The 18633-nt window shown below is 59.9% G+C and carries 20 protein-coding genes; 9 read left to right on the top strand and 11 right to left on the bottom strand.

All coding sequences use genetic code 11. The features are described from left to right. The first annotated feature begins 18 nt into the window (after positions 1 to 18). Positions 19 to 357, top strand: a complete 339-nt coding sequence (locus KGB14_RS12960; protein ID WP_223487180.1) for an FKBP-type peptidyl-prolyl cis-trans isomerase — start codon at positions 19 to 21, stop codon at positions 355 to 357. 251 nt (positions 358 to 608) lie between these two features. On the opposite strand, the gene KGB14_RS12965 is transcribed toward KGB14_RS12960, so the two are convergent. Both KGB14_RS12965 and KGB14_RS12970 read right to left on the bottom strand, forming a co-directional pair. Beyond that, complete coding sequence (locus KGB14_RS12965) at positions 609 to 944, bottom strand: hypothetical protein (protein ID WP_223487183.1); 336 nt, start codon at positions 942 to 944, stop codon at positions 609 to 611. After that, positions 941 to 2179, bottom strand: a complete 1239-nt coding sequence (locus KGB14_RS12970) for an S-type pyocin domain-containing protein (RefSeq protein ID WP_223487185.1) — start codon at positions 2177 to 2179, stop codon at positions 941 to 943. The genes KGB14_RS12965 and KGB14_RS12970 overlap by 4 nt, the downstream gene beginning before the upstream one ends. Before the next feature lie 437 nt (positions 2180 to 2616). Here KGB14_RS12970 and KGB14_RS12975 point away from each other — a divergent pair, with 437 nt between their 5' ends. Both KGB14_RS12975 and dmeF read left to right on the top strand, forming a co-directional pair. Then, positions 2617 to 2892, top strand: a complete 276-nt coding sequence (locus KGB14_RS12975) for a metal/formaldehyde-sensitive transcriptional repressor (RefSeq protein ID WP_038984207.1) — start codon at positions 2617 to 2619, stop codon at positions 2890 to 2892. A gap of 11 nt (positions 2893 to 2903) precedes the next feature. Next, positions 2904 to 3833, top strand: coding sequence for a CDF family Co(II)/Ni(II) efflux transporter DmeF (dmeF, locus tag KGB14_RS12980; RefSeq protein ID WP_223487187.1), 930 nt, complete (start codon positions 2904 to 2906; stop codon positions 3831 to 3833). Positions 3834 to 3841: 8 nt separating this feature from the next. On the opposite strand, the gene KGB14_RS12985 is transcribed toward dmeF, so the two are convergent. Next, on the bottom strand, positions 3842 to 4948 hold the full coding sequence (locus KGB14_RS12985) for a cytochrome P450 (protein WP_223487189.1): 1107 nt from the start codon (positions 4946 to 4948) through the stop codon (positions 3842 to 3844). Positions 4949 to 5029: 81 nt separating this feature from the next. Between KGB14_RS12985 and KGB14_RS12990 the strand changes: the two genes are divergently transcribed. Next, positions 5030 to 5794 carry an ArsR/SmtB family transcription factor gene (locus KGB14_RS12990; RefSeq protein ID WP_223487191.1) on the top strand — a complete coding sequence of 255 codons (765 nt, stop codon included), beginning with the start codon at positions 5030 to 5032 and terminating at the stop codon, positions 5792 to 5794. On the opposite strand, the gene KGB14_RS12995 is transcribed toward KGB14_RS12990, so the two are convergent. Beyond that, on the bottom strand, positions 5791 to 6399 hold the full coding sequence (locus KGB14_RS12995) for a LysE family translocator (protein ID WP_223487193.1): 609 nt from the start codon (positions 6397 to 6399) through the stop codon (positions 5791 to 5793). The genes KGB14_RS12990 and KGB14_RS12995 overlap by 4 nt on opposite strands. A 105-nt stretch (positions 6400 to 6504) precedes the next feature. Between KGB14_RS12995 and KGB14_RS13000 the strand changes: the two genes are divergently transcribed. After that, positions 6505 to 7431, top strand: a complete 927-nt coding sequence (locus KGB14_RS13000; protein ID WP_223487196.1) for a LysR substrate-binding domain-containing protein — start codon at positions 6505 to 6507, stop codon at positions 7429 to 7431. Here the strand turns inward: KGB14_RS13000 and KGB14_RS13005 are convergent. The 6 genes from KGB14_RS13005 to KGB14_RS13030 all read right to left on the bottom strand — a co-directional run bounded on the left by KGB14_RS13005 (position 7421) and on the right by KGB14_RS13030 (position 14079). Continuing rightward, positions 7421 to 7762 (bottom strand): hypothetical protein, encoded by a 342-nt coding sequence (locus KGB14_RS13005; protein ID WP_223487198.1) that lies wholly within the window; start codon positions 7760 to 7762, stop codon positions 7421 to 7423. The two genes, KGB14_RS13000 and KGB14_RS13005, sit on opposite strands and share 11 nt — an antisense overlap. Before the next feature lie 134 nt (positions 7763 to 7896). After that, entirely contained in the window at positions 7897 to 8916 is a 1020-nt protein-coding gene (locus tag KGB14_RS13010; RefSeq protein WP_223487200.1) for a branched-chain amino acid aminotransferase, read from the bottom strand. A 212-nt stretch (positions 8917 to 9128) separates the two neighbouring features. Further along, on the bottom strand, positions 9129 to 10511 hold the full coding sequence (lpdA, locus tag KGB14_RS13015) for a dihydrolipoyl dehydrogenase (RefSeq protein WP_223487202.1): 1383 nt from the start codon (positions 10509 to 10511) through the stop codon (positions 9129 to 9131). Between the two features lie 3 nt (positions 10512 to 10514). Continuing rightward, positions 10515 to 11783 (bottom strand): dihydrolipoamide acetyltransferase family protein, encoded by a 1269-nt coding sequence (locus KGB14_RS13020; protein ID WP_223487204.1) that lies wholly within the window; start codon positions 11781 to 11783, stop codon positions 10515 to 10517. Further along, a complete protein-coding gene (locus tag KGB14_RS13025; RefSeq protein WP_033054499.1) occupies positions 11784 to 12842 on the bottom strand; it encodes an alpha-ketoacid dehydrogenase subunit beta in 1059 nt (352 codons plus the stop codon). A 1-nt stretch (position 12843) separates the two neighbouring features. After that, a complete protein-coding gene (locus tag KGB14_RS13030; RefSeq protein WP_223487207.1) occupies positions 12844 to 14079 on the bottom strand; it encodes a 3-methyl-2-oxobutanoate dehydrogenase (2-methylpropanoyl-transferring) subunit alpha in 1236 nt (411 codons plus the stop codon). A 185-nt stretch (positions 14080 to 14264) separates the two neighbouring features. Here KGB14_RS13030 and bkdR point away from each other — a divergent pair, with 185 nt between their 5' ends. Next, positions 14265 to 14753: a Bkd operon transcriptional regulator BkdR gene (gene bkdR / locus KGB14_RS13035; protein ID WP_017339472.1), complete on the top strand. Its 489-nt coding sequence runs from the start codon at positions 14265 to 14267 to the stop codon at positions 14751 to 14753. Between the two features lie 173 nt (positions 14754 to 14926). Here the strand turns inward: bkdR and KGB14_RS13040 are convergent, their stop codons facing one another. Then, positions 14927 to 15790 (bottom strand): MBL fold metallo-hydrolase, encoded by an 864-nt coding sequence (locus tag KGB14_RS13040; RefSeq protein ID WP_223487209.1) that lies wholly within the window; start codon positions 15788 to 15790, stop codon positions 14927 to 14929. Positions 15791 to 15894: 104 nt separating this feature from the next. On the opposite strand from KGB14_RS13040, the gene KGB14_RS13045 reads away from it, so the two are divergent. The 3 genes from KGB14_RS13045 (at position 15895) to KGB14_RS13055 (ending at position 18461) form a co-directional block, all read left to right on the top strand. After that, on the top strand, positions 15895 to 16230 hold the full coding sequence (locus KGB14_RS13045; protein ID WP_223487212.1) for an ArsR/SmtB family transcription factor: 336 nt from the start codon (positions 15895 to 15897) through the stop codon (positions 16228 to 16230). A 170-nt stretch (positions 16231 to 16400) separates the two neighbouring features. After that, positions 16401 to 17645: an FAD/NAD(P)-binding oxidoreductase gene (locus KGB14_RS13050; protein WP_223487214.1), complete on the top strand. Its 1245-nt coding sequence runs from the start codon at positions 16401 to 16403 to the stop codon at positions 17643 to 17645. Between the two features lie 9 nt (positions 17646 to 17654). Next, positions 17655 to 18461: a sulfite exporter TauE/SafE family protein gene (locus tag KGB14_RS13055; protein ID WP_223487216.1), complete on the top strand. Its 807-nt coding sequence runs from the start codon at positions 17655 to 17657 to the stop codon at positions 18459 to 18461. The last annotated feature ends 172 nt before the right edge of the window (positions 18462 to 18633 follow it).

The raw sequence follows: 18633 nt of genomic DNA on the forward strand, positions 1-18633 counted from the left end.
CACACTAGAGTGAATGTAATGAATGATGAATTGCAGGTAATCGACCTTGAAGTGGGCGACGGCAAAGCCGCCGTCAGAGGCGCACTGATCACCACTCAATATCGCGGATGGCTGGAAGACGGTACTGAATTCGATTCTTCCTACAGCCGGGGTAAGCCGTTCCAATGCGTGATTGGCACGGGGCGGGTGATCAAGGGCTGGGATCAAGGGATCATGGGCATGCAGGTCGGTGGCAAACGCAAGCTGCTGGTGCCGGCGCACCTGGCTTATGGTGAGCGGACGATGGGTGCGATTACCCCGAATTCGAATCTGATTTTCGAGATTGAATTGCTGGAAGTGCTGACGCGGGATGATTGATCGCTGTGTGAGCTGAAACGACAAACCCCGCCATTTCTTCTTACAGAAATGGCGGGTTTTTGGTTTTTGTGGCCAGAGGGGCTTGCCTTGATGACTGCCAGTTTAGTGTTGTCTGCCCCAAAAGATCGCAGCCTGCGGCAGCTCCTACGGATTTGTGTACGGCTTCGATTCCACGGGTGTACCCCGTCGGCGTAGGAGTTGCCGAAGACTGCGATCTTGGCGATCTTCAGTCTCATTTGCTGACGGGAGAATCAGGTGAATGTCTCAATATCATCAAAGGTGTCCGCCACAATCCCTTCCAGGGAGGGAAATCTTTCCTTCACCTGTTCAAGAGCCGGACGTACAGCACCCAAATCCAGACCACCCTGTCTGCGGGCTATGTGACCGAGCGCGGTGATGGCAGATGCTGCAACCGATTCAGACTCACTCTCGAGGTACTTCAGGCAGGTGTTCTGAGCCCAGGTCTTATCTTGCTCATTCAGGCCGATAGAAATCAATGCGGCGGCAACGTTGGTTTCTACCTCGCTAGTTAGAAGCCTCGTCGCTTCCTCGTGGCTCATTGTTGGATCTTGGTAGAGAAGGCTCACTTTTTAACTCCCTGAATGTTGCCTTTGTGATCGGTTTTTCCTGCCTTGATCAGAGCATTTTTCATATCTTGATGGAGTTTATCCCATGGCCTGACATGTCCATGGTAAACCTCCCCTCCGGTACGATCGAAGACAACGATCTCTTGTGTGTCTGGGTCGACACCGATCCGACGTGGTGAGGTAGGTTTTACCTGTACTGAATTATCCAGTGCCTCCTGTCCGTTAACAGGCCCCTTACTTTTTACCGGTGTATCAGTCTTGCCATGGTAACTGGCTGCGTCGAACTCCAGGGTCAAAACGATGTAGAGAGGTTTAATGCCGGAGTCAGCCGGAAATACAAGAATGAAGTCCTTGTACTCAGGCGGGTAGATCGGGTTGACGATGATGTTATCTGCCTGCTCGGTTGGCGGATAAATCCAGATCTGAGGCGCTTGTGGTGCCGCCTCTAGCGGGGGAATTCCTGAGGTGCTGGATGGGTCAACCGCTGGCGTCCATATCAGGGTTATCCCATCACCAACGTCAGCCACCTGCTGAGAACCCTGACTCTTGAACCGGACGACAGGAATCATCTCCCAGTCACGGCGCTTCTGGGTGTTGTACCCATAACCCTTCAAGGTGCCATCAGCTTGTTGCTCGACATGCACTCGAACCCGTGTACGGCCTTCCTTGAGCGATTTGAGCTGTTCTTCTGTGTACAGGGAGCTGTCGCCCAAGCTCGACGGCCACAGCAATGCAACCATTCCGGCCAAGGCGCCAGCAGCAACACCAGCCGTCACTATGCCTGCGCCGGCAGTACCCGTCCCGGTGCCAGCAGTACCAACTCCACCCAAAAGAAGCGTTCCCAGTGCAGCAGGTAACGCGCTGCCACTGATTTTTTTGAGAGGGATGTTTCCCGCTGCATCCCTTTCGCGGCCACCCAGCAGGGAGACTTTTCCGTAGTCGGTCAGTTTCTCGACAGGGACAAACCCGGCTGTGCTGTCGTGGTTGATTACGCCGTCGGGGAGGTTGCAGCTTTTGGCGAACACGCAACCCATGGAGCTGGATTGGTCCTGCTGTTGAGGCTGCCTGACAAAACGGTCTTCATATGCCTGCTGTCGGGCCAACATGTCGTCATAGGATTTTTGTCTGGCGTCGCGCTCTGCCAGTTCGGTGGCGGTCATGTAGCGGCTGGTGATGTGGTGCCCGTCGACTGACGGTGGGTTTTGAACCCGAGGTATGTCTTTTTTGCGAACCATGAGCGTCCTTGTTTCATCTTTTGAAAGCGATGCGGACGCTATATCAAAGGGCATTTGATAGATGTAGGACTGGTCTGAAACTCTGGTCGTTGTTACAAATGGCGCTTGTCGTTATGCGCTGAGCTCGCTTCCACGGGTGTACCCGGTCGGCGTAGGAGCTGCCGAAGGCTGCGATCTTTTGATCTTTGGCGGCAGTTGAATCATTAAAGATCAAAAGATCGCAGCCTTCGGCAACTCCTACATTGGGATCGGCGCAGTTTTATGATCGTTCCCATACAGCAAGCCCACTCCTACAGGGGATTTGTGCCAACTGTGTAGGAGCGAGGCTTGTCCGCGAAGAACGATCACGCGGTCAACCTGACGAAACCAAGTAACGCCTTGCCAACCCTGACCATATCGGCGACTATGCGCGCCATATAGGGATAGGGGGTATGGGTATGTCACACATCCACGAACACAAAGAAGACCTGCTAAACCGCGTCCGGCGTATTGCCGGCCAGGTTCAGGCGGTGGAGCGGGCGTTGGAATCCGACGCCGAATGCGCCAAAACCCTGCATCTGGTCGCGGCGATCCGCGGTGCGGTCAATGGCTTGATGGACCAGTTCATCGACGCCCATGCCCGTGAGCATGTGGCACGTCCCGGTCTCAGCGACGAAGCGCGAGCTGAAGGCGTCGAAGATTTGTTGCAAGCCATCCGCCGTTACTCGAAATAGAGGCCATCGCCATGACACTGAAACCCCAGGCTTTGCACTTTGCCCACGATCACCTGTTTCTCGGGGCTGCCCACGATGACAATGCCCGCCGCACGTTGTGGGTGGTGGCGCTGACGTTTGTGATGATGATTGGCGAAATTACCGCCGGTTACATCACCGGTTCCATGGCGCTGCTGGCGGACGGTTTTCATATGGCGACTCACGCCGGGGCGTTGGGCATTGCCGCGGCGGCCTACGTTTTTGCCAGGCGGCATGCCAACAACTCGCGCTTCAGTTTCGGTACCGGCAAGGTCGGGGACTTGGCGGGGTTTGCTTCAGCCTTGGTGCTGGGTCTGGTGTCGATTGGCATCGCCGGCGAATCCACCGTGCGGCTGTTTCAACCGACCACCGTGGCCTTCACCGAAGCGACGGTGATTGCGGTGGTAGGGCTGGCGGTGAATATCGTCAGTGCGCTTTTGCTATCGGGCAATCATGGGCATCACGGCCATGATGATCACGGTCACAGTCATGGCCACCATCACCATCACGACAACAACCTGCGTTCGGCGTATTTGCATGTACTGGCTGACGCGTTGACCTCGGTACTGGCCATCGCGGCGTTGTTGTCCGGGCGCTATCTGGGCTGGGTCTGGCTGGACCCGATGATGGGCATTGTCGGCGCCATCGTGATCGCGAAATGGGCTTATGGCTTGATGCGCGACAGCGCTGCGGTGTTGCTGGATACCACCGACGAGCACGTCGCCGCCGAAATTCGTGAATTGCTCGAGTCGACTGACGATGTTCGCATCAGTGACCTTCACGTCTGGCAAGTCGGCCCCCAGGCGCGGGCGGCGATTGTCAGCGTCGTGGCCGTGGCGGGTGTCAGTGCTGACGCCATTCGCGAACGTCTGGCGCCGGTTCATGAGTTGTCTCACCTGACGGTCGAGCATCGCCACGCCTGAGCTGTCTTTCAGGCGAAGAGTGGAATGCGCCCATTCAGGGACGGGCGATAGTGCCAGGCCAAATGGTCCAAAGCAGGTTTCATCGCCAGGATCTCAGTCAGCGTGGCGCTGGCAATGCTCATGGCCAACACTTGCCCCGGACATTGATGACGGCCGGCGCCAAAGGTGAAGCTGCGACGGTTCGGGCGGTCGAGCAAAAACGCATCGGGATGGTCATTAAGCTGCGGATCGCGATTGGCCGAGGCCAGCAGCACCAGGATGACGTCGCCGGGGTTCAGGCTTATGCCGTCGATTTCACAAGGTGCGGCGACGAAGCGGCGGGTGTTTTGCACCGACGGGTCGAAGCGCTGGACTTCAGCGATCAGGTCGTCGACATGAGCCGAATCGAACGGCGGATTTCGAATCAACGCCACTAGCGCATTGCCAATCAACCCGGCCGTGGCCTCGTAAGTCTGGGAGAACAATCCAATCAGGTTGGCGATCAAGGTTTCAGGGTCAACCGATGTCGCCGCGAAGCGCTGCCGGATACCAGCGAGCAGGGCACTGCGGTTGCTCGTGTCGGCCAGAAGCTCGATGACATAACCCTTCAGCTGTTCCGCCGCGACATGGGCGGCGTCCAGTTGCGCCTGATCGCTGAGGGGCGACAGGCAGGCGACGAAGTCGGCGGTCAGCTCGCTGATGACCCGGCCCTGAGCTGGAGAAAACCCCAGCAACGCCGCCACCACGCAGACCGGCCCGCGAAACATCGCCGCGTACAACCCGTCGGCGCCGGGGGCGATCAAGCGCGCGCCGACCAATGCGTTGACCTCGTTCACATCAATCAGCGCCAGCCCTGGCTCAATCGCCGCCCTCGGGCAACGCTGCCGCTCGCCCTCGTTCATCCGCATCAACTGACTGAACACTTTTCCGGCGATACCTTGAGCAATCAATCGGGGCACCGGCTCATGGGCTGGCCGCACATGACAGTCCGGATGCGCCAGCGCGGCGGCGACGGCTCGGGCGCTGCTGGCCACCCACAGTTTCAGTCCTTGATGAAAAACCAGCCCACCCTCGGCGCGCAATTGCGCGTAGTAAGGGTAAGGATCGGCGTGAGTCGCAGCGATGATCGGGTCCATGGGTCGCAGCCTTATCGGTGGTTGAAAAGTGTTGCTACTATCTCCAGTCCGAAAGGGCCTTGATTCGTCCGGGAGCGAAATATGAACGCAGAACAACACGACATTGGCGTCTCTCAAGTGGCGGCAGCGATTGCCGAGCCGGCCCGGACGAAAATCCTCTGCTCATTGATGGACGGCCACGCCCGCACCAGCACCGAACTGGCGGCGGTTGCCGAAGTCAGCGCCTCCACCGCCAGTGCTCACCTGGCCAAGCTCAAGGAACTGGCGCTGGTGCGTTTGCACGTTCAGGGCCGTCACCGTTATTACAGCCTCGCGGACAAGCGCGTGGCCCAGGCCCTGGAAGCGCTGATGGTGATCGGCCAGAACGCCGCGCCGACGTTCAACCCACGCACGCCAGATCGCCTGCAATTTGCCCGCACCTGTTACGACCACATGGCCGGCACGTTGGCGGTGTTGCTGCATGACCGGATGATCGAAGCGGGGTGGTTGCTGGAAACCGATGAGCAGGTTTATCGACTGAGCGACAGCGGTGAGGCGTTGTTTGAAGGATTGGGTGTCGACGTCAAAGACCTCGGCACTTTGCGCCGCCGCTTCGCCTGCCCGTGCCTGGACTGGAGCATGCGGCGGCCGCACCTGGGCGGCGCCTTGGGCGCGGCGTTGCTGCAAACGGCGATCAAGCGCAAATGGGTGACGCAGGACCTGGACAGTCGGGCGCTGGCGTTAACGGCGGTGGGGCGCAAGGAACTCAGTGGCCGGTTTGCCATTGAGTTGCCGGTTCAGGTGACGACCGCACAGCCCGCGCCCACCGAGAACAGGCGCCGCGCGATCGCAAGGCCCGTGGCTTAGCGACTGGCCGAGGCCATGAGCACGCCAAAGCCGGCGAAGGTCACGCCCGAGACTTTCGCCGCCAGCCAGGAACCCTTCGGGCTCGACAACCAGCCTTTGGCGGCATTGGCGAGCAAGGCATAGCTGCCATGCACCAGAATCACTAGTACGCCGTAGGATGCGACCAGTTTGATGAACTGGGCGTAGAAGTGCGCCGAGGTGTCGATGAATTGCGGGAACACCGCCAGAAAGAAAAACACCGCCTTGGGGTTCAAAAGCTGCATCGAAGCCGCTTCAAGGAAGCGATAGCCAGGGCTTGAGGGGCGCGTTTCAAGCAGCGTGCTCAAACGATCCGAGCGCCAGCTTTTGTAGCCCAGGTACAACAGATAGGCGGCCCCTGCGTATTTCAACGCGGTAAAAGCGTTTGCGGAAGTGCTGAGTATCAGGCCAACACTGGTGGCGCTGATGGCGGCGACGACGAACGCCCCCGACGCAATCCCCAGAATCCCCGGCAGCGCTCCCGTCCAGCCGTGGCGCACTGCGTTGGACAGGGTCAGGACCACGCCAGGCCCCGGGCTCAAAATAGTCAAGGTGGCGAAAAGTATAAAGAGTCCGTAGTTGTTCATGTCTTGCTCCGTCAGGTGCCATTGGCTGCGTGCTGGCAGATTGGCGTGATGACGAGGGCGTGACAAACGCTTTAATTAACGCGCATAGGTGACTAAATTAGACGCATGATCAATCAACTACCGCCGCTTAATGCTGTTCGCGCCTTCGCCGTTGCTGCTCGTCACCAGAGCTTCAGCCTGGCGGCCGAAGAGCTGCATGTCAGCCACAGTGCCGTCAGCCGGCACATCAAATTGCTCGAGGAACACCTGGGCGTGCTGCTGTTCGAGCGGCGTATCCGTCAATCGGTGCTGACGCCGGCCGGCCAGCGCTTTTATGAGCAGGTCAGTGCCGGGCTGTCGCAGATCGCCAGCGCCGCCGCTGCACTCAAGCAACATGCCGCGCTGCCTACCGTGAAGATCAATGTCCGTCCATCCTTTGCCCTGCTGTGGCTGACACCCAGGCTGGCGGATTTCGTTGCGCAGCACCCGGACATCAAACCGCAGGTGATCACGCAAACCCAGGCACCCGATCAGGCACGCGACGGGTTCGATATCGTCATTCGCCGTGGTCGTGACGACTGGGCACCGGCGATTGAGGCGCGAGCGCTGTTCGAAGACGAACTGTTGCTGGTCGCGGCGCCATCGCTGATCGAGCGCCTGCCCCTTGAAGACCTCACTGCGCTGAGCCGGCACACGTTACTGACCGCCAAGGCACGTCGTGAAGACTGGCACCATTGGGCCATGCACTTTGGTCAACGTCAGTCAGCCACTCAGGTCACCCGGCAGTTTGATCACATGCACCTGGTGCTTCAGGCCGCCGTGGAGGGGCAGGGCATTGCCTTGTGCCCGACCTCTTTGCTGGGTACTCATCTTCTGAATGGACAGCTGATTTGCCTGTTGCCCGAGTTGCGCATGCCGTTGCCGCGCTATTACTACGGTGTTGCTCCGGACGTGACGGCGCAGACACAGGTGTTCGTGGAGTGGTTGTTTACCCGGATTGCTCAGGATGAGCTGCGTTGGCAAACACCTGGTGCTGTGGCCGCTACGCCCTGAAATCCCAGACGATTTCCACCACCCGTACCGCCAGCACCAGATAAGCCAGAAACAGAATGATCTGAAACACCGTGTGATACGGCAGCCTGGACAGCCGCCGTACGCCATCGCTGATATTGAGCAGCATCAGCACAGCGGACACCAGAATCAGCCCCCAACCTGCCAGATTCGAAGCGAAAAACCCCATGAACAGTTGGTGCTCGCCATGCAGTGCGTTGGTACCCGCCGCGAACAGCAGGGCACACACCACCAGGTTTTTGATGTTGTCGAACACCTTTGTGGTGAAGTCGGTGTCCAGCAAGGCCAGATACTTTCGCCAGAGTTTGCTCATGGTTTGGTGGCACCTGTTGATTGCGGTTGCACGTGGCAAGTCTAGCGACGTTTGCCACGAAACGCGGACGAAAAAAAGCCCGGCCTTCAATGTGATGGCCGGGCTTTTGTGTTCAAACGGACAGTCGCGTCAAATCAAACCTTGACGATCCAGCCCGCTGGCGCTTCCACATCGCCAGTCTGTACACCGGTCAGCTCTTTGTAGAGCTTCTGGGTGACCGGGCCGACTTCGGTTTCGCTGTGGAACACGTGCAGCTGGTCTTTGTAGCTGATGCCGCCGATCGGGGTGATCACCGCAGCGGTACCGCAAGCACCGGCTTCCTTGAAGTCGGACAGCTTGTCGATGAACACGTCACCTTCAACCACCTCCAGGCCCAGACGGGTTTTGGCCAGTTCGATCAACGACAGACGGGTGATGCCCGGCAACACCGAAGGCGAATTCGGGGTGACGAACTTGTTGTCGTGGGTGATCCCGAAGAAGTTGGCCGAGCCGACTTCTTCGATTTTGGTGTGGGTCAGCGGGTCCAGGTAGATGCAGTCGGCGAAGTGCGCCTTCTTGGCCTGGGAGCCCGGCATCAGGCTGGCGGCGTAGTTGCCACCGACCTTGGCCGCGCCGGTGCCTTGTGGGGCGGCGCGGTCGTAGCTGGAGATCAGGAAGTTGTGCGGGGTCAGGCCGCCCTTGAAGTAGGCGCCGACCGGGATGCAGAAGATCGAGAAGATGAACTCGGGCGCGGTACGCACGCCGATGTTGTCACCCACGCCGATCACGAACGGGCGCAGGTACAGCGCGCCGCCGGTGCCGTAAGGCGGGATGAAACGCTCGTTGGCGCGTACCACGTCCTTGCACGCTTCGATGAACTGTTCGGTGGACACGTGCGGCATCAGCAGGCGTGCGCAGCTACGTTGCATGCGTGCGGCGTTCTGGTCCGGGCGGAACAGGTTGATCGAACCGTCCTTGCAGCGGTAGGCCTTCAGGCCTTCGAAGCACTGCTGGCCATAGTGAAGGGCAGTAGAGCCTTCGCTGATGTGCAGCACGTTGTCTTCAGTCAGGGTGCCTTTGTCCCACTCGCCATTACGCCAGTGCGACAGATAGCGCTTGTCTGTCTTGATGTAGTCAAAACCCAGCTTGTCCCAATTGATGCTTTCGTTACCCATGACACCCTCTATCACTTAACAACCGCCGAAGCGGTTCAAGGCTTCTGACATTTTTCTGGATGGGGACAACAATACTTCATTCCGGGCCCATTTCGCAGCCCAGATTACGATCCCTGTGGGAGCGAGGCTTGCCCGCGAAGAACGATAACGCGGTGGTTCAGATACACCGTGGTGTCTTGTTCGCGGGCAAGCCTCGCTCCTACAGGTTCGGTTTACAGGTGCAACGCGTGGCCCAACGCCCGCAACGCCGCTTCCTGCACCGCTTCGCCGAGCGTCGGATGCGCGTGGATGGTGCCGGCGATGTCTTCCAGCCGGGCGCCCATTTCCAGGCTTTGACCGAACGCCGTCGACAACTCAGACACGCCCACACCGACCGCTTGCCAGCCAACAATCACATGATTGTCGCGCCGCGCTACAACGCGCACGAAGCCACTTTTTGATTCCAGCGTCATCGCCCGCCCATTGGCGGCGAACGGGAAGCTGGAAACGATGCAGTCCAGCCCCGCAGCCTTGGCCTCGTCCGGGGTTTTGCCGACCACCACCAGTTCCGGGTCGGTAAAGCACACGGCGGCGATGGCGGTCGGGTTGAATTCGCGGTGTTTGCCGCTGATCAGTTCGGCAACCATCTCGCCCTGAGCCATGGCCCGGTGGGCGAGCATCGGTTCGCCGCTCAAGTCGCCGATGGCGTAGACGTTACGCATGCTGGTCTGGCACCGGTTGTCGATCTTGATCGCCGAACCGTTCATGTCCAGATTCAAGGCTTCGAGGTTCCAGCCCTGAGTGTTGGGTTTGCGACCGACGGCCACCAACACCTGATCGGTTGCAAGATTCAGAATGTCGCCGTTCGGGGCACGGACTTGCAGGGTATTTCTTTGTGAATCAAAGCCTTCAACGCTGTGTTTCAAGTAAAGCTTCACATCGAGTTGCTTGAGTGCTTCGTGCACCGGATGGGTCAGTTCGGCATCGTAAGCCGGCAGGATACGATCCTGTGCCTCGACCACACTGACCTCGGCGCCGAGCTTGCGATAGGCAATCCCCAGCTCCAGACCGATGTAACCGCCACCGACCACGACCAGTCGTTTCGGCACGCTTTTCGGCGCCAGGGCTTCAGTGGAGGAGATGATCGGCCCGCCAATCGGCAGCATCGGCAGGTTCACGCTTTTCGAACCGGTGGCCAGCACCAGGTGCTCGCACTGAATGCGCGTGTCGCCGACTTCAACGGTTTTACCGTCGATCACTTTGGCCCAGCCTTGAATGACCTGGACCTTGTGCTTCTTCAACAGTGCCGAGACGCCGGTGGTCAGGCGATCAACAATGCCGTCCTTCCACTCGACGCTCTTGCCGATGTCCAGGGTCGGCGCCGACACGCTGATGCCCAGCGCCGAGTACTGGCTGTGGTGCTGTGTCTGGTGGAACTGTTCGGCGACGTGAATCAACGCCTTCGACGGAATGCAGCCGATGTTCAGGCAGGTGCCGCCCAACGATTCGCCTTCCACCAGAATGGTCGAAATTCCCAGCTGACCGGCACGGATCGCCGTTACATAGCCGCCAGGTCCGCCACCGATGATCAGCAGCGTGGTGTTCAAAGTCTGCATGTCTTACTCCACAAACAAGGTTGCGGGTTGTTCGAGCAAGCCACGAACGGCCTGGATGAATTGCGCCGCGTCCATGCCATCGACCACGCGGTGATCGAAGGAGCTGGAGAGGTTCATCATCTTGCGAATCACGATCTGGCCTTTGACGACCATCGGCCGTTCGACGATTTTGTTCACGCCGACGATCGCCACTTCCGGCAGGTTCAACACCGGGGTGCTGACGATGCCGCCCAGAGCGCCGAGGCTGGTCAGGGTGATGGTCGAACCGGACAGCTCATCGCGGCTGGCCTTGCCAGTGCGCGCGGCGGTGGCAAGACGGGAGATTTCCGCGGCGCTGTCCCACAGGCTGCGGGCTTCGGCGTGACGCACCACCGGCACCATCAAACCGATGTCGGCTTGGGTGGCGACGCCGACATGCACCGCGCCGAGGCGGGTGATGACTTGCGCTTCGTCGTCGTAGCGGGCGTTGATCTGCGGGAAGTCGCGCAGCGCCACGACCAGCGCGCGGACCAGGAATGGCAGCAAAGTGAGCTTGCCGCGAGTGGCACCGTGTTTTTCGTTCAGGTGTGCGCGCAATTCTTCCACGGCGGTGACATCGATTTCTTCGACGTAGCTGAAGTGGGCGGCACGCTGGGTGGCGTCCTGCATGCGCTGGGCGATCTTGCGGCGCATGCCGATCACCGGGATTTGCTGTTCATCGTTGCGCTGGGCGTAAGCGGCGGTGGCGGTCGATGCGCTCGACTGACCCTGGGCCAGATAAGCGTCGAGGTCTTCATGCAACACGCGACCGGCAGGGCCGCTGCCACGCACCAGACGCAATTGAACGCCGAGGTCCAGCGCATGCTTGCGCACGGCCGGGGAGGCCAGTGGACGCTCATCGGCTTCACGGGCAACCATCGGACCTTGGCAGACAGCGGCCGGACGAGGTGCCGCAACCGGTTTGCTTTCAACCACCGCTTCAACTTTCGGTGCTGCAACGGGCGCTTCTTTAACAGCTGCCGGCTGAGCCGACTCTTTAACGTTGCCCGCACCTTCGACTTCAATGCTGATCAGCACGCTGCCGACCGCCATGACTTCGCCCGGCTGGCCGCCGAGGGCAATCACCTTGCCATGTACCGGGGATGGAATATCGACCATCGCCTTGTCGGTCATGACATCGGCCAGCACCTGATCTTCGACGACCATGTCACCGACCTTGACGTGCCACACCGACAATTCAACTTCTGCAATGCCTTCGCCAATGTCCGGCATTTTAATAACGTGCGTGCCCATTCAGACCTCCATAACCCGATGCAAAGCCGCGCCCACTCGGGACGGACCAGGGAAATACGCCCACTCTTGCGCGTGCGGGTAGGGAGTGTCCCAACCGGTGACGCGCTCGATCGGCGCTTCCAGGTAGTGGAAGCAATGCTCTTGCACCAGCGCGACCAGTTCGGCGCCGAAACCGCAGGTGCGGGTCGCTTCGTGGACGATCACGCAACGGCCGGTTTTCTTCACTGACTTGACGATGGTGTCCAGGTCCAGCGGCCACAGGCTGCGCAGGTCGATGACTTCGGCGTCGATACCGGTTTCTTCAGCCGCCACTTGTGACACGTAAACGGTCGTGCCGTACGTCAGGATGGTCACGTCCTTGCCCGGACGGGTGATGGCGGCGACGTCCAGCGGCACGGTGTAGTAACCGTCTGGCACTTGTGCGGCCGGGTGTTTCGACCACGGGGTTACCGGACGTTCGTGGTGACCGTCGAACGGGCCGTTGTACAGGCGTTTTGGCTCGAGGAAGATCACCGGGTCATCGTTTTCGATGGAGGCGATCAGCAGGCCTTTGGCGTCGTAAGGGTTGGACGGCATGACGGTACGCAAACCGCAGACCTGGGTGAACATCGCCTCGATGCTCTGGCTGTGGGTCTGGCCACCGTAGATGCCGCCGCCGCATGGCATGCGCAGGGTCATCGGTGCGGTGAACTCGCCGGCCGAGCGATAACGCAGGCGTGCCGCTTCGGAAATGATCTGGTCCGACGCCGGGTAGACGTAATCGGCGAACTGGATCTCGGCCACCGGCCGCAAACCATAAGCGCCCATGCCCACGGCGACACCGACGATGCCGCTTTCGGAGATCGGTGCGTCGAACACCCGGGAGGTGCCGTACTTGTTCTGCAGGCCTTCGGTGCAACGGAACACGCCGCCGAAGTAGCCCACGTCCTGGCCGAACACCACGACGTTGTCGTCACGCTCAAGCATCACATCCATGGCCGAGCGCAGGGCCTGGATCATGGTCATGGTGGTCGTGGTCATGGCGGTTTCCAACTCGATTTTATTGTTGTGATCGTTCATGTCAGATCCCCAACTCTTGACGCTGGCGCTTCAAGTGCTCCGGCATCTCTTTGTAGACGTCCTCGAACATGGTCGCGGCGCTCGGAATCTGGCCGCCGGCGAGGGTGCCGTACTGCTCGGCTTCTTTCTGTGCGGCGATCACTTCGGCTTCCAGTTCGGCGCTGACGGCGGCGTGTTCTTCTTCGGACCACTGACCGATTTTGATCAGGTGCTGCTTGAGGCGGGCAATCGGGTCGCCCAACGGGAAGTGGCTCCAGTCGTCGGCAGGACGGTATTTGGACGGATCATCGGACGTCGAGTGCGGGCCGGCGCGGTAGGTGACCCATTCGATCATGGTCGGGCCGAGGTTGCGGCGCGCGCGTTCGGCGGCCCAGGAGGAAGCGGCGTACACCGCGGCAAAATCGTTGCCATCGACCCGCAGGGAAGCGATGCCGCAACCCACGCCGCGTCCGGCGAAGGTGGTGGCTTCACCGCCGGCAATCGCCTGGAAGGTCGAGATCGCCCACTGGTTGTTGACCACGTTGAGGATCACCGGCGCACGGTAGACGTGGGCGAAGGTGAGGGCGGTGTGGAAGTCCGATTCAGCGGTGGCGCCATCGCCGATCCAGGCCGAGGCGATTTTGGTGTCGCCCTTGATCGCCGAGGCCATGCCCCAGCCCACACCCTGAACGAATTGGGTGGCGAGGTTGCCGGAAATGGTGAAGAAGCCGGCATCCTTGACCGAGTACATGATCGGCAACTGACGGCCCTTGAGCGGATCGCGCTCATTGGACAGCAGTTGGCAGATCAGGCCCACCAGCGGCACTTCGCGGGCCATCAGAATGCTTTGTTGACGGTAGGTGGGGAAGCACATGTCGTCGATGTTCAAGGCCAGGGCCTGAGCGCTGCCGATGGCTTCTTCGCCAAGGCTTTGCATGTAGAACGACATTTTTTTCTGACGCTGGGCGACCACCATGCGGTTGTCGAAAATCCGCGTTTTGAGCATGGCACGCATGCCTTTACGCAGGATCTCCACCGGCACGCCTTCGGCCCATGGACCGAGGGCGTTGCCCTGGTCGTCGAGCACGCGAATCAGGCCTTTGGCCAGGTCGGCGGTGTCGGCCGGTTCAACGTCAATTGGGGGTTTGCGCACCAGGCCTGCGTCGGTCAGATGCAGGTAGGAGAAGTCGGTTTTGCAGCCGGGGCGGCCCGAAGGTTCGGGAACGTGCAGGCGCAGCGGTTCGTACGCTTGGTTCATGGCTTCTACGCTCGATCTTGTGAATTTCTTGTAGTGAGCTGGCAGTCATTCTTCGGTAAAAGAAATCTTGTCCTACAACAATCATAGGCCGGCCCAAGAAGAATATTTCTCTCTGTTTCGTTGCGCTTGAGGTCATTTGAGGATAAAAAATCTGCATAAACATAAAAAACAGGTGGTTTTGTCTCATGCGCAAACTGGACCGTACCGATATCGGCATTCTCAACAGCCTTCAGGAGAACGCGCGCATCACCAACGCCGACCTCGCGCGCTCGGTGAACCTGTCGCCGACGCCGTGCTTCAATCGGGTCAAGGCGATGGAAGAACTGGGGCTGATTCGCGAGCAGGTGACCCTGCTGGATGCTGACCTGCTGGGGCTGCATGTGAATGTGTTCATTCACGTCAGCCTGGAGAAACAGGTAGAGGAGGCGTTGCAGCATTTCGAAGAGGCGATCTCGGATCGCCCGGAAGTGATGGAGTGCTATTTGATGGCCGGCGACCCGGACTACCTGATCCGCGTGCTGGTGCCGACCATTCAGTCGCTGGAGCGCTTCATGATGGACTTTCTGACCAAGGTGCCGGGGGTGGCGAATATCCGTTCGAGCTTTGCGCTCAAGCAGGTGAGGTATAAGACGGCGTTGCCGTTGCCAGCGAATGGGTTGACCCTGGCCAACTGAGAATCAAAAGATCGCAGCCTTCGGCAGCTCCTACATAGACCGTGTGCACCGTGATGTAAGGGCTGCACCCAATCCCCGCATCGACTGGGCAACCGCGATGTAACGGGTTTGCCCGACCCCTGTAGGAGCTGGCGAAGCCTGCGATCTTTTGATCTTGATTGGCGATCGCGAAGTCAGAGTTGATTCAGGGGGATCTTCAAATAGGTCACGCCATTCTCTTCCGCCGGCGGCAAATTCCCCGCCCGCACATTCACCTGAATCGCCGGCAACAACAACGTCGGCATGCCCAACCCGGCATCGCGCCGGGTACGCATGGCGACGAAAGCGGCCTCATCAATGCCGTCGTGAATATGAATGTTGCTTTTGCGCTGCTCGCCCACCGTGGTCTGGCATTGCGGCGCGCGGCCCGTGGGCGGGTAATCGTGGCAGACGTAGAGGCGCACGCTGGCGGGGAAGGCCAACAGTTTCTGGATCGAGGCAAACATCTGATTGGCGTTGCCGCCGGGGAAGTCGCAGCGCGCGGTGCCGACGTCCGGCATGAACAAGGTATCGCCCACCAGAATCACATCGCCGTCGATCAAGTAGGCCATGTCCGCCGGCGTATGGCCGGGCACATGCAGCGCCGTGGCCTTGAGGTTGCCAATGCTAAATGACTCGTCCGGCGCGAACAGGTGATCGAACTGTGAACCGTCGACGGGAAATTCCGACTCCAGATTGAACAGCGTCTTGAACACCCCCTGAACCTTGCTGATCGATTCACCAATCGCAATCTTGCCGCCCAGTTCCCGACGCAGATACGGCGCGGCCGACAGGTGATCGGCATGGGCGTGGGTTTCCAGCAGCCATTGCACGTGAAGCTGGTGTTCGCGCACGAAGGCGATGATCTTGTCGGCCTGCACAGTCGCGGTGCGCCCGGCGGCGGGGTCGTAATCCAGCACCGGATCGACAATCGCGCAGTGCCCGCCCGCGTGCTCGTAGATCACGTAGCTGTAGGTCGACGAGACGGGGTCGAGGAAGGCTTCAATCAACGCAGGCATGGACACGAACCTATGGAAAAGGGCAGGGAGACAATAACCGGTTGCAACACTTTATGTTTAAACATAATGTTCGCAGCTTAAGTGACGTCGAAGGCATCCTGCAAATGCAATCCAGTCTGACTGAATGTGAAGTCGCCCAGCTCCGGGCTTCGGCCTCCAAGGCTTGCGCGCTGCTCAAAGCCCTGGCCAACGAGGACCGCTTGTTGATCCTCTGCCAATTGACCCAGGGCGAACGCAACGTCGGCGAACTGGAGAAAATGACCGGCGTGCGCCAGCCTACACTGTCCCAACAACTGGGCATCCTGCGCGATGAAGGATTGGTCGCGACCCGTCGTGAAGGCAAGTACATATTCTATGGTTTAGCCAGTCACGAAGTGATTCAGGTGATGAAGACGCTGTCCGGCCTGTACTGCGGAGCGGTGCTGAAAAGCTGGAGCTGAGTCTGATGCCGGTCAGTTAAGCGAACCGCTTTTGTAGGAGCCAGGCTTGCCGGCGAAGGTGCTCTGAAGGACGCCTTCGCCGGCAAGTCGGATCGCCGCACCGCTGGCTCCTACAGGTCTGGCATTAAGGCTGAACCCGGCGCCATGCGTGCAATAACAAGGAAAGAGTAATGAACGATCAACACTGGGGCCCATCCATCAGTGCCGACATCGTGGTAATAGGCGGCGGGACCGCCGGCATTGGCCTGGTTGCCAGCCTGCTGAAACGCGATCCGGGCTTGAACATCACCGTTATCGAACCCGATAGCCAGCACTACTACCAACCGGCATGGACGCTGGTGGGCGGCGGTGCTTACACGATAAAAAACACCGCGCGCCCGATGTCCTCGGTGATGCCGCGTCAGGCCAGCTGGGTGCAGGCGTCCGTGACGGACATCGCCCCCGACAGCAAACAGCTGACCCTCGACGATGGCCGCACTGTCCGTTATCAAAACCTCGTCGTCTGCCCCGGCCTGCGCCTGGCCTGGGAGAAGATCGAAGGCCTGCAGGACACCCTCGGCCAGAATGGCGTGACGTCCAATTACAGCTATCGGCACGCGACCTACACCTGGGAACTGGTCCGGGGATTGCGCGGCGGCAAAGCGATCTTCACCCAGCCAGCGATCCCGATCAAATGCGCCGGTGCGCCGCAGAAAGCCTTGTACTTGTCCTGCGATCACTGGCGCAAAACCGGCGTCCTGAGCAAATTCGACGTCGAGTTCAATCTGGCCGGCGCTGCGCTGTTCGGCGTGGCGACATTCGTGCCACCGCTCATGAAGTACATCGAAAAGTACAACGCGCGGCTGGCCTTCAATTCCAATCTGGTCAAAGTTGACGGGCCGTCGAAAACCGCGTGGTTCGAGGTCAAGGAGGCTGCGGGTGTCGTGACCGTTCAAGAGAAAACCTTCGACCTGCTGCACGTCGTGCCGCCTCAGGTCTCGCCGGATTTCATCCGTCATAGTCCCTTGGCCGATGCCGCTGGCTGGTGCGAAGTGAACCTGCACAGCCTGCAACACGTGCGCTATCCCGACGTCTTTGCCCTGGGCGATGTCTGCTCCACCAGCAACGCAAAAACCGCTGCCGCCGTGCGCAAGCAGATTGTGGTGGTCGCGCAAAACCTGCTGGCCCTGCGCAAGCAACAGCCGTTGCCGCTCAAGTACGACGGCTACGGTTCCTGCCCGCTGACGGTGGAGAAGGGCAAGGTGATCCTCGCCGAGTTCGGTTACGCCGGCAAATTGCTGCCGACCTTTCCCCTCGACCCGACGGTGCCGCGCCGTTCAGCCTGGTTTCTCAAGGCGACCCTGCTGCCGTGGTTCTACTGGAATGGCTTGCTCAAGGGCCGTGAATTGCTGACCCATCTGTCCAAGGTTGATTGAGAGAACCCTATGTTGCTGGCCAGTTTTTTCGGTGTGGTCATGGGCCTGGTGCTCGGTTTGACCGGCGCTGGTGGCGGAATTCTCGCAGTGCCGGCCCTGGTGCTGGGGCTGGGTTTGACCATGACCCAAGCAGCGCCCGTCGCCTTGTTCGCGGTGGGCAGTGCGGCGGCGATCGGTGCGATCGACGGTTTGCGCCATGGCCTGGTGCGCTATCGCGCGGCGTTGTTGATTGCACTGCTTGGCGCGGTGTTTTCGCCGGTGGGCATCTACTTCGCCCATCAGTTGCCGGAAAAGATCCTGATGGTCCTGTTCAGTCTGCTGATGGTCATGGTGGCCTGGCGGATGCTGCGCCGGGAAAAGCCTGACGCCGGCCCGAGCGACCACGGCCATGCCAACTGGGGCCAGAAGAACTGCATGCTCGATCAGCAGACCGGGCGTTTTTCCTGGACCGCCAAATGCACCGCAACCCTGGCGGCACTCGGCGCGGTGACCGGCGTGGTCTCGGGGCTGCTCGGGGTCGGTGGCGGCTTTCTGATTGTGCCAGCGTTCAAGCAGCTGACCGACGTGCAGATGCGCGGCATCGTCGCCACGTCGTTGATGGTGATCAGCCTGATCTCGGTGATCGGGGTGATCGGTGCATTTCACGCCGGGGTGCGGATTGATGGTTTGGGCGTGTCATTCATTGTCGCCAGCATCGTCGGGATGATTCTCGGTCGAAAACTCTGCGCGCGGGTGCCGGCTCGAGGGCTGCAGATCGGTTTTGCCAGCGTCTGCGTGGCGGTAGCCGTTTACATGCTGTTCAGAGCGCTCGCCTAGCGGACACCGGTGCCTGTGGACGCCAGTCGGGTCCGCAGGCTTACACCCTAAGTTCCGGGCCTGTCCGGCGGGCGGTCTTACACCGAACTTGCCGCGCGCCACCCGCCAATCCAAAGCAGCTGAGAACCACCCCGAAGGCAGCGTATGACGCCGCCGGTCAGCTTTCGATAAT

The sequence above is a fragment of the Pseudomonas sp. A-RE-19 genome, from assembly GCF_019956555.1.
In the GTDB taxonomy this organism is placed as follows: Bacteria; Pseudomonadota; Gammaproteobacteria; order Pseudomonadales; family Pseudomonadaceae; genus Aquipseudomonas.

Coding starts and splice junctions, on each gene's coding strand:
- KGB14_RS13040 (WP_223487209.1), bottom strand. CDS start 15,790: ATGCCTGCGTTGATTGAAGCCTTCCTCGACCCCGTCTCGTCGACCTAC.
- KGB14_RS13020 (WP_223487204.1), bottom strand. CDS start 11,783: ATGGGCACGCACGTTATTAAAATGCCGGACATTGGCGAAGGCATTGCA.
- bkdR (WP_017339472.1), top strand. CDS start 14,265: ATGCGCAAACTGGACCGTACCGATATCGGCATTCTCAACAGCCTTCAG.
- KGB14_RS13055 (WP_223487216.1), top strand. CDS start 17,655: ATGTTGCTGGCCAGTTTTTTCGGTGTGGTCATGGGCCTGGTGCTCGGT.
- KGB14_RS13000 (WP_223487196.1), top strand. CDS start 6,505: ATGATCAATCAACTACCGCCGCTTAATGCTGTTCGCGCCTTCGCCGTT.
- KGB14_RS13030 (WP_223487207.1), bottom strand. CDS start 14,079: ATGAACCAAGCGTACGAACCGCTGCGCCTGCACGTTCCCGAACCTTCG.
- KGB14_RS13010 (WP_223487200.1), bottom strand. CDS start 8,916: ATGGGTAACGAAAGCATCAATTGGGACAAGCTGGGTTTTGACTACATC.
- KGB14_RS13005 (WP_223487198.1), bottom strand. CDS start 7,762: ATGAGCAAACTCTGGCGAAAGTATCTGGCCTTGCTGGACACCGACTTC.
- lpdA (WP_223487202.1), bottom strand. CDS start 10,511: ATGCAGACTTTGAACACCACGCTGCTGATCATCGGTGGCGGACCTGGC.
- KGB14_RS12975 (WP_038984207.1), top strand. CDS start 2,617: ATGTCACACATCCACGAACACAAAGAAGACCTGCTAAACCGCGTCCGG.
- KGB14_RS12960 (WP_223487180.1), top strand. CDS start 19: ATGAATGATGAATTGCAGGTAATCGACCTTGAAGTGGGCGACGGCAAA.
- KGB14_RS12970 (WP_223487185.1), bottom strand. CDS start 2,179: ATGGTTCGCAAAAAAGACATACCTCGGGTTCAAAACCCACCGTCAGTC.
- KGB14_RS13050 (WP_223487214.1), top strand. CDS start 16,401: ATGAACGATCAACACTGGGGCCCATCCATCAGTGCCGACATCGTGGTA.
- KGB14_RS12990 (WP_223487191.1), top strand. CDS start 5,030: ATGAACGCAGAACAACACGACATTGGCGTCTCTCAAGTGGCGGCAGCG.
- dmeF (WP_223487187.1), top strand. CDS start 2,904: ATGACACTGAAACCCCAGGCTTTGCACTTTGCCCACGATCACCTGTTT.
- KGB14_RS13045 (WP_223487212.1), top strand. CDS start 15,895: ATGCAATCCAGTCTGACTGAATGTGAAGTCGCCCAGCTCCGGGCTTCG.
- KGB14_RS12995 (WP_223487193.1), bottom strand. CDS start 6,399: ATGAACAACTACGGACTCTTTATACTTTTCGCCACCTTGACTATTTTG.
- KGB14_RS12985 (WP_223487189.1), bottom strand. CDS start 4,948: ATGGACCCGATCATCGCTGCGACTCACGCCGATCCTTACCCTTACTAC.
- KGB14_RS13025 (WP_033054499.1), bottom strand. CDS start 12,842: ATGAACGATCACAACAATAAAATCGAGTTGGAAACCGCCATGACCACG.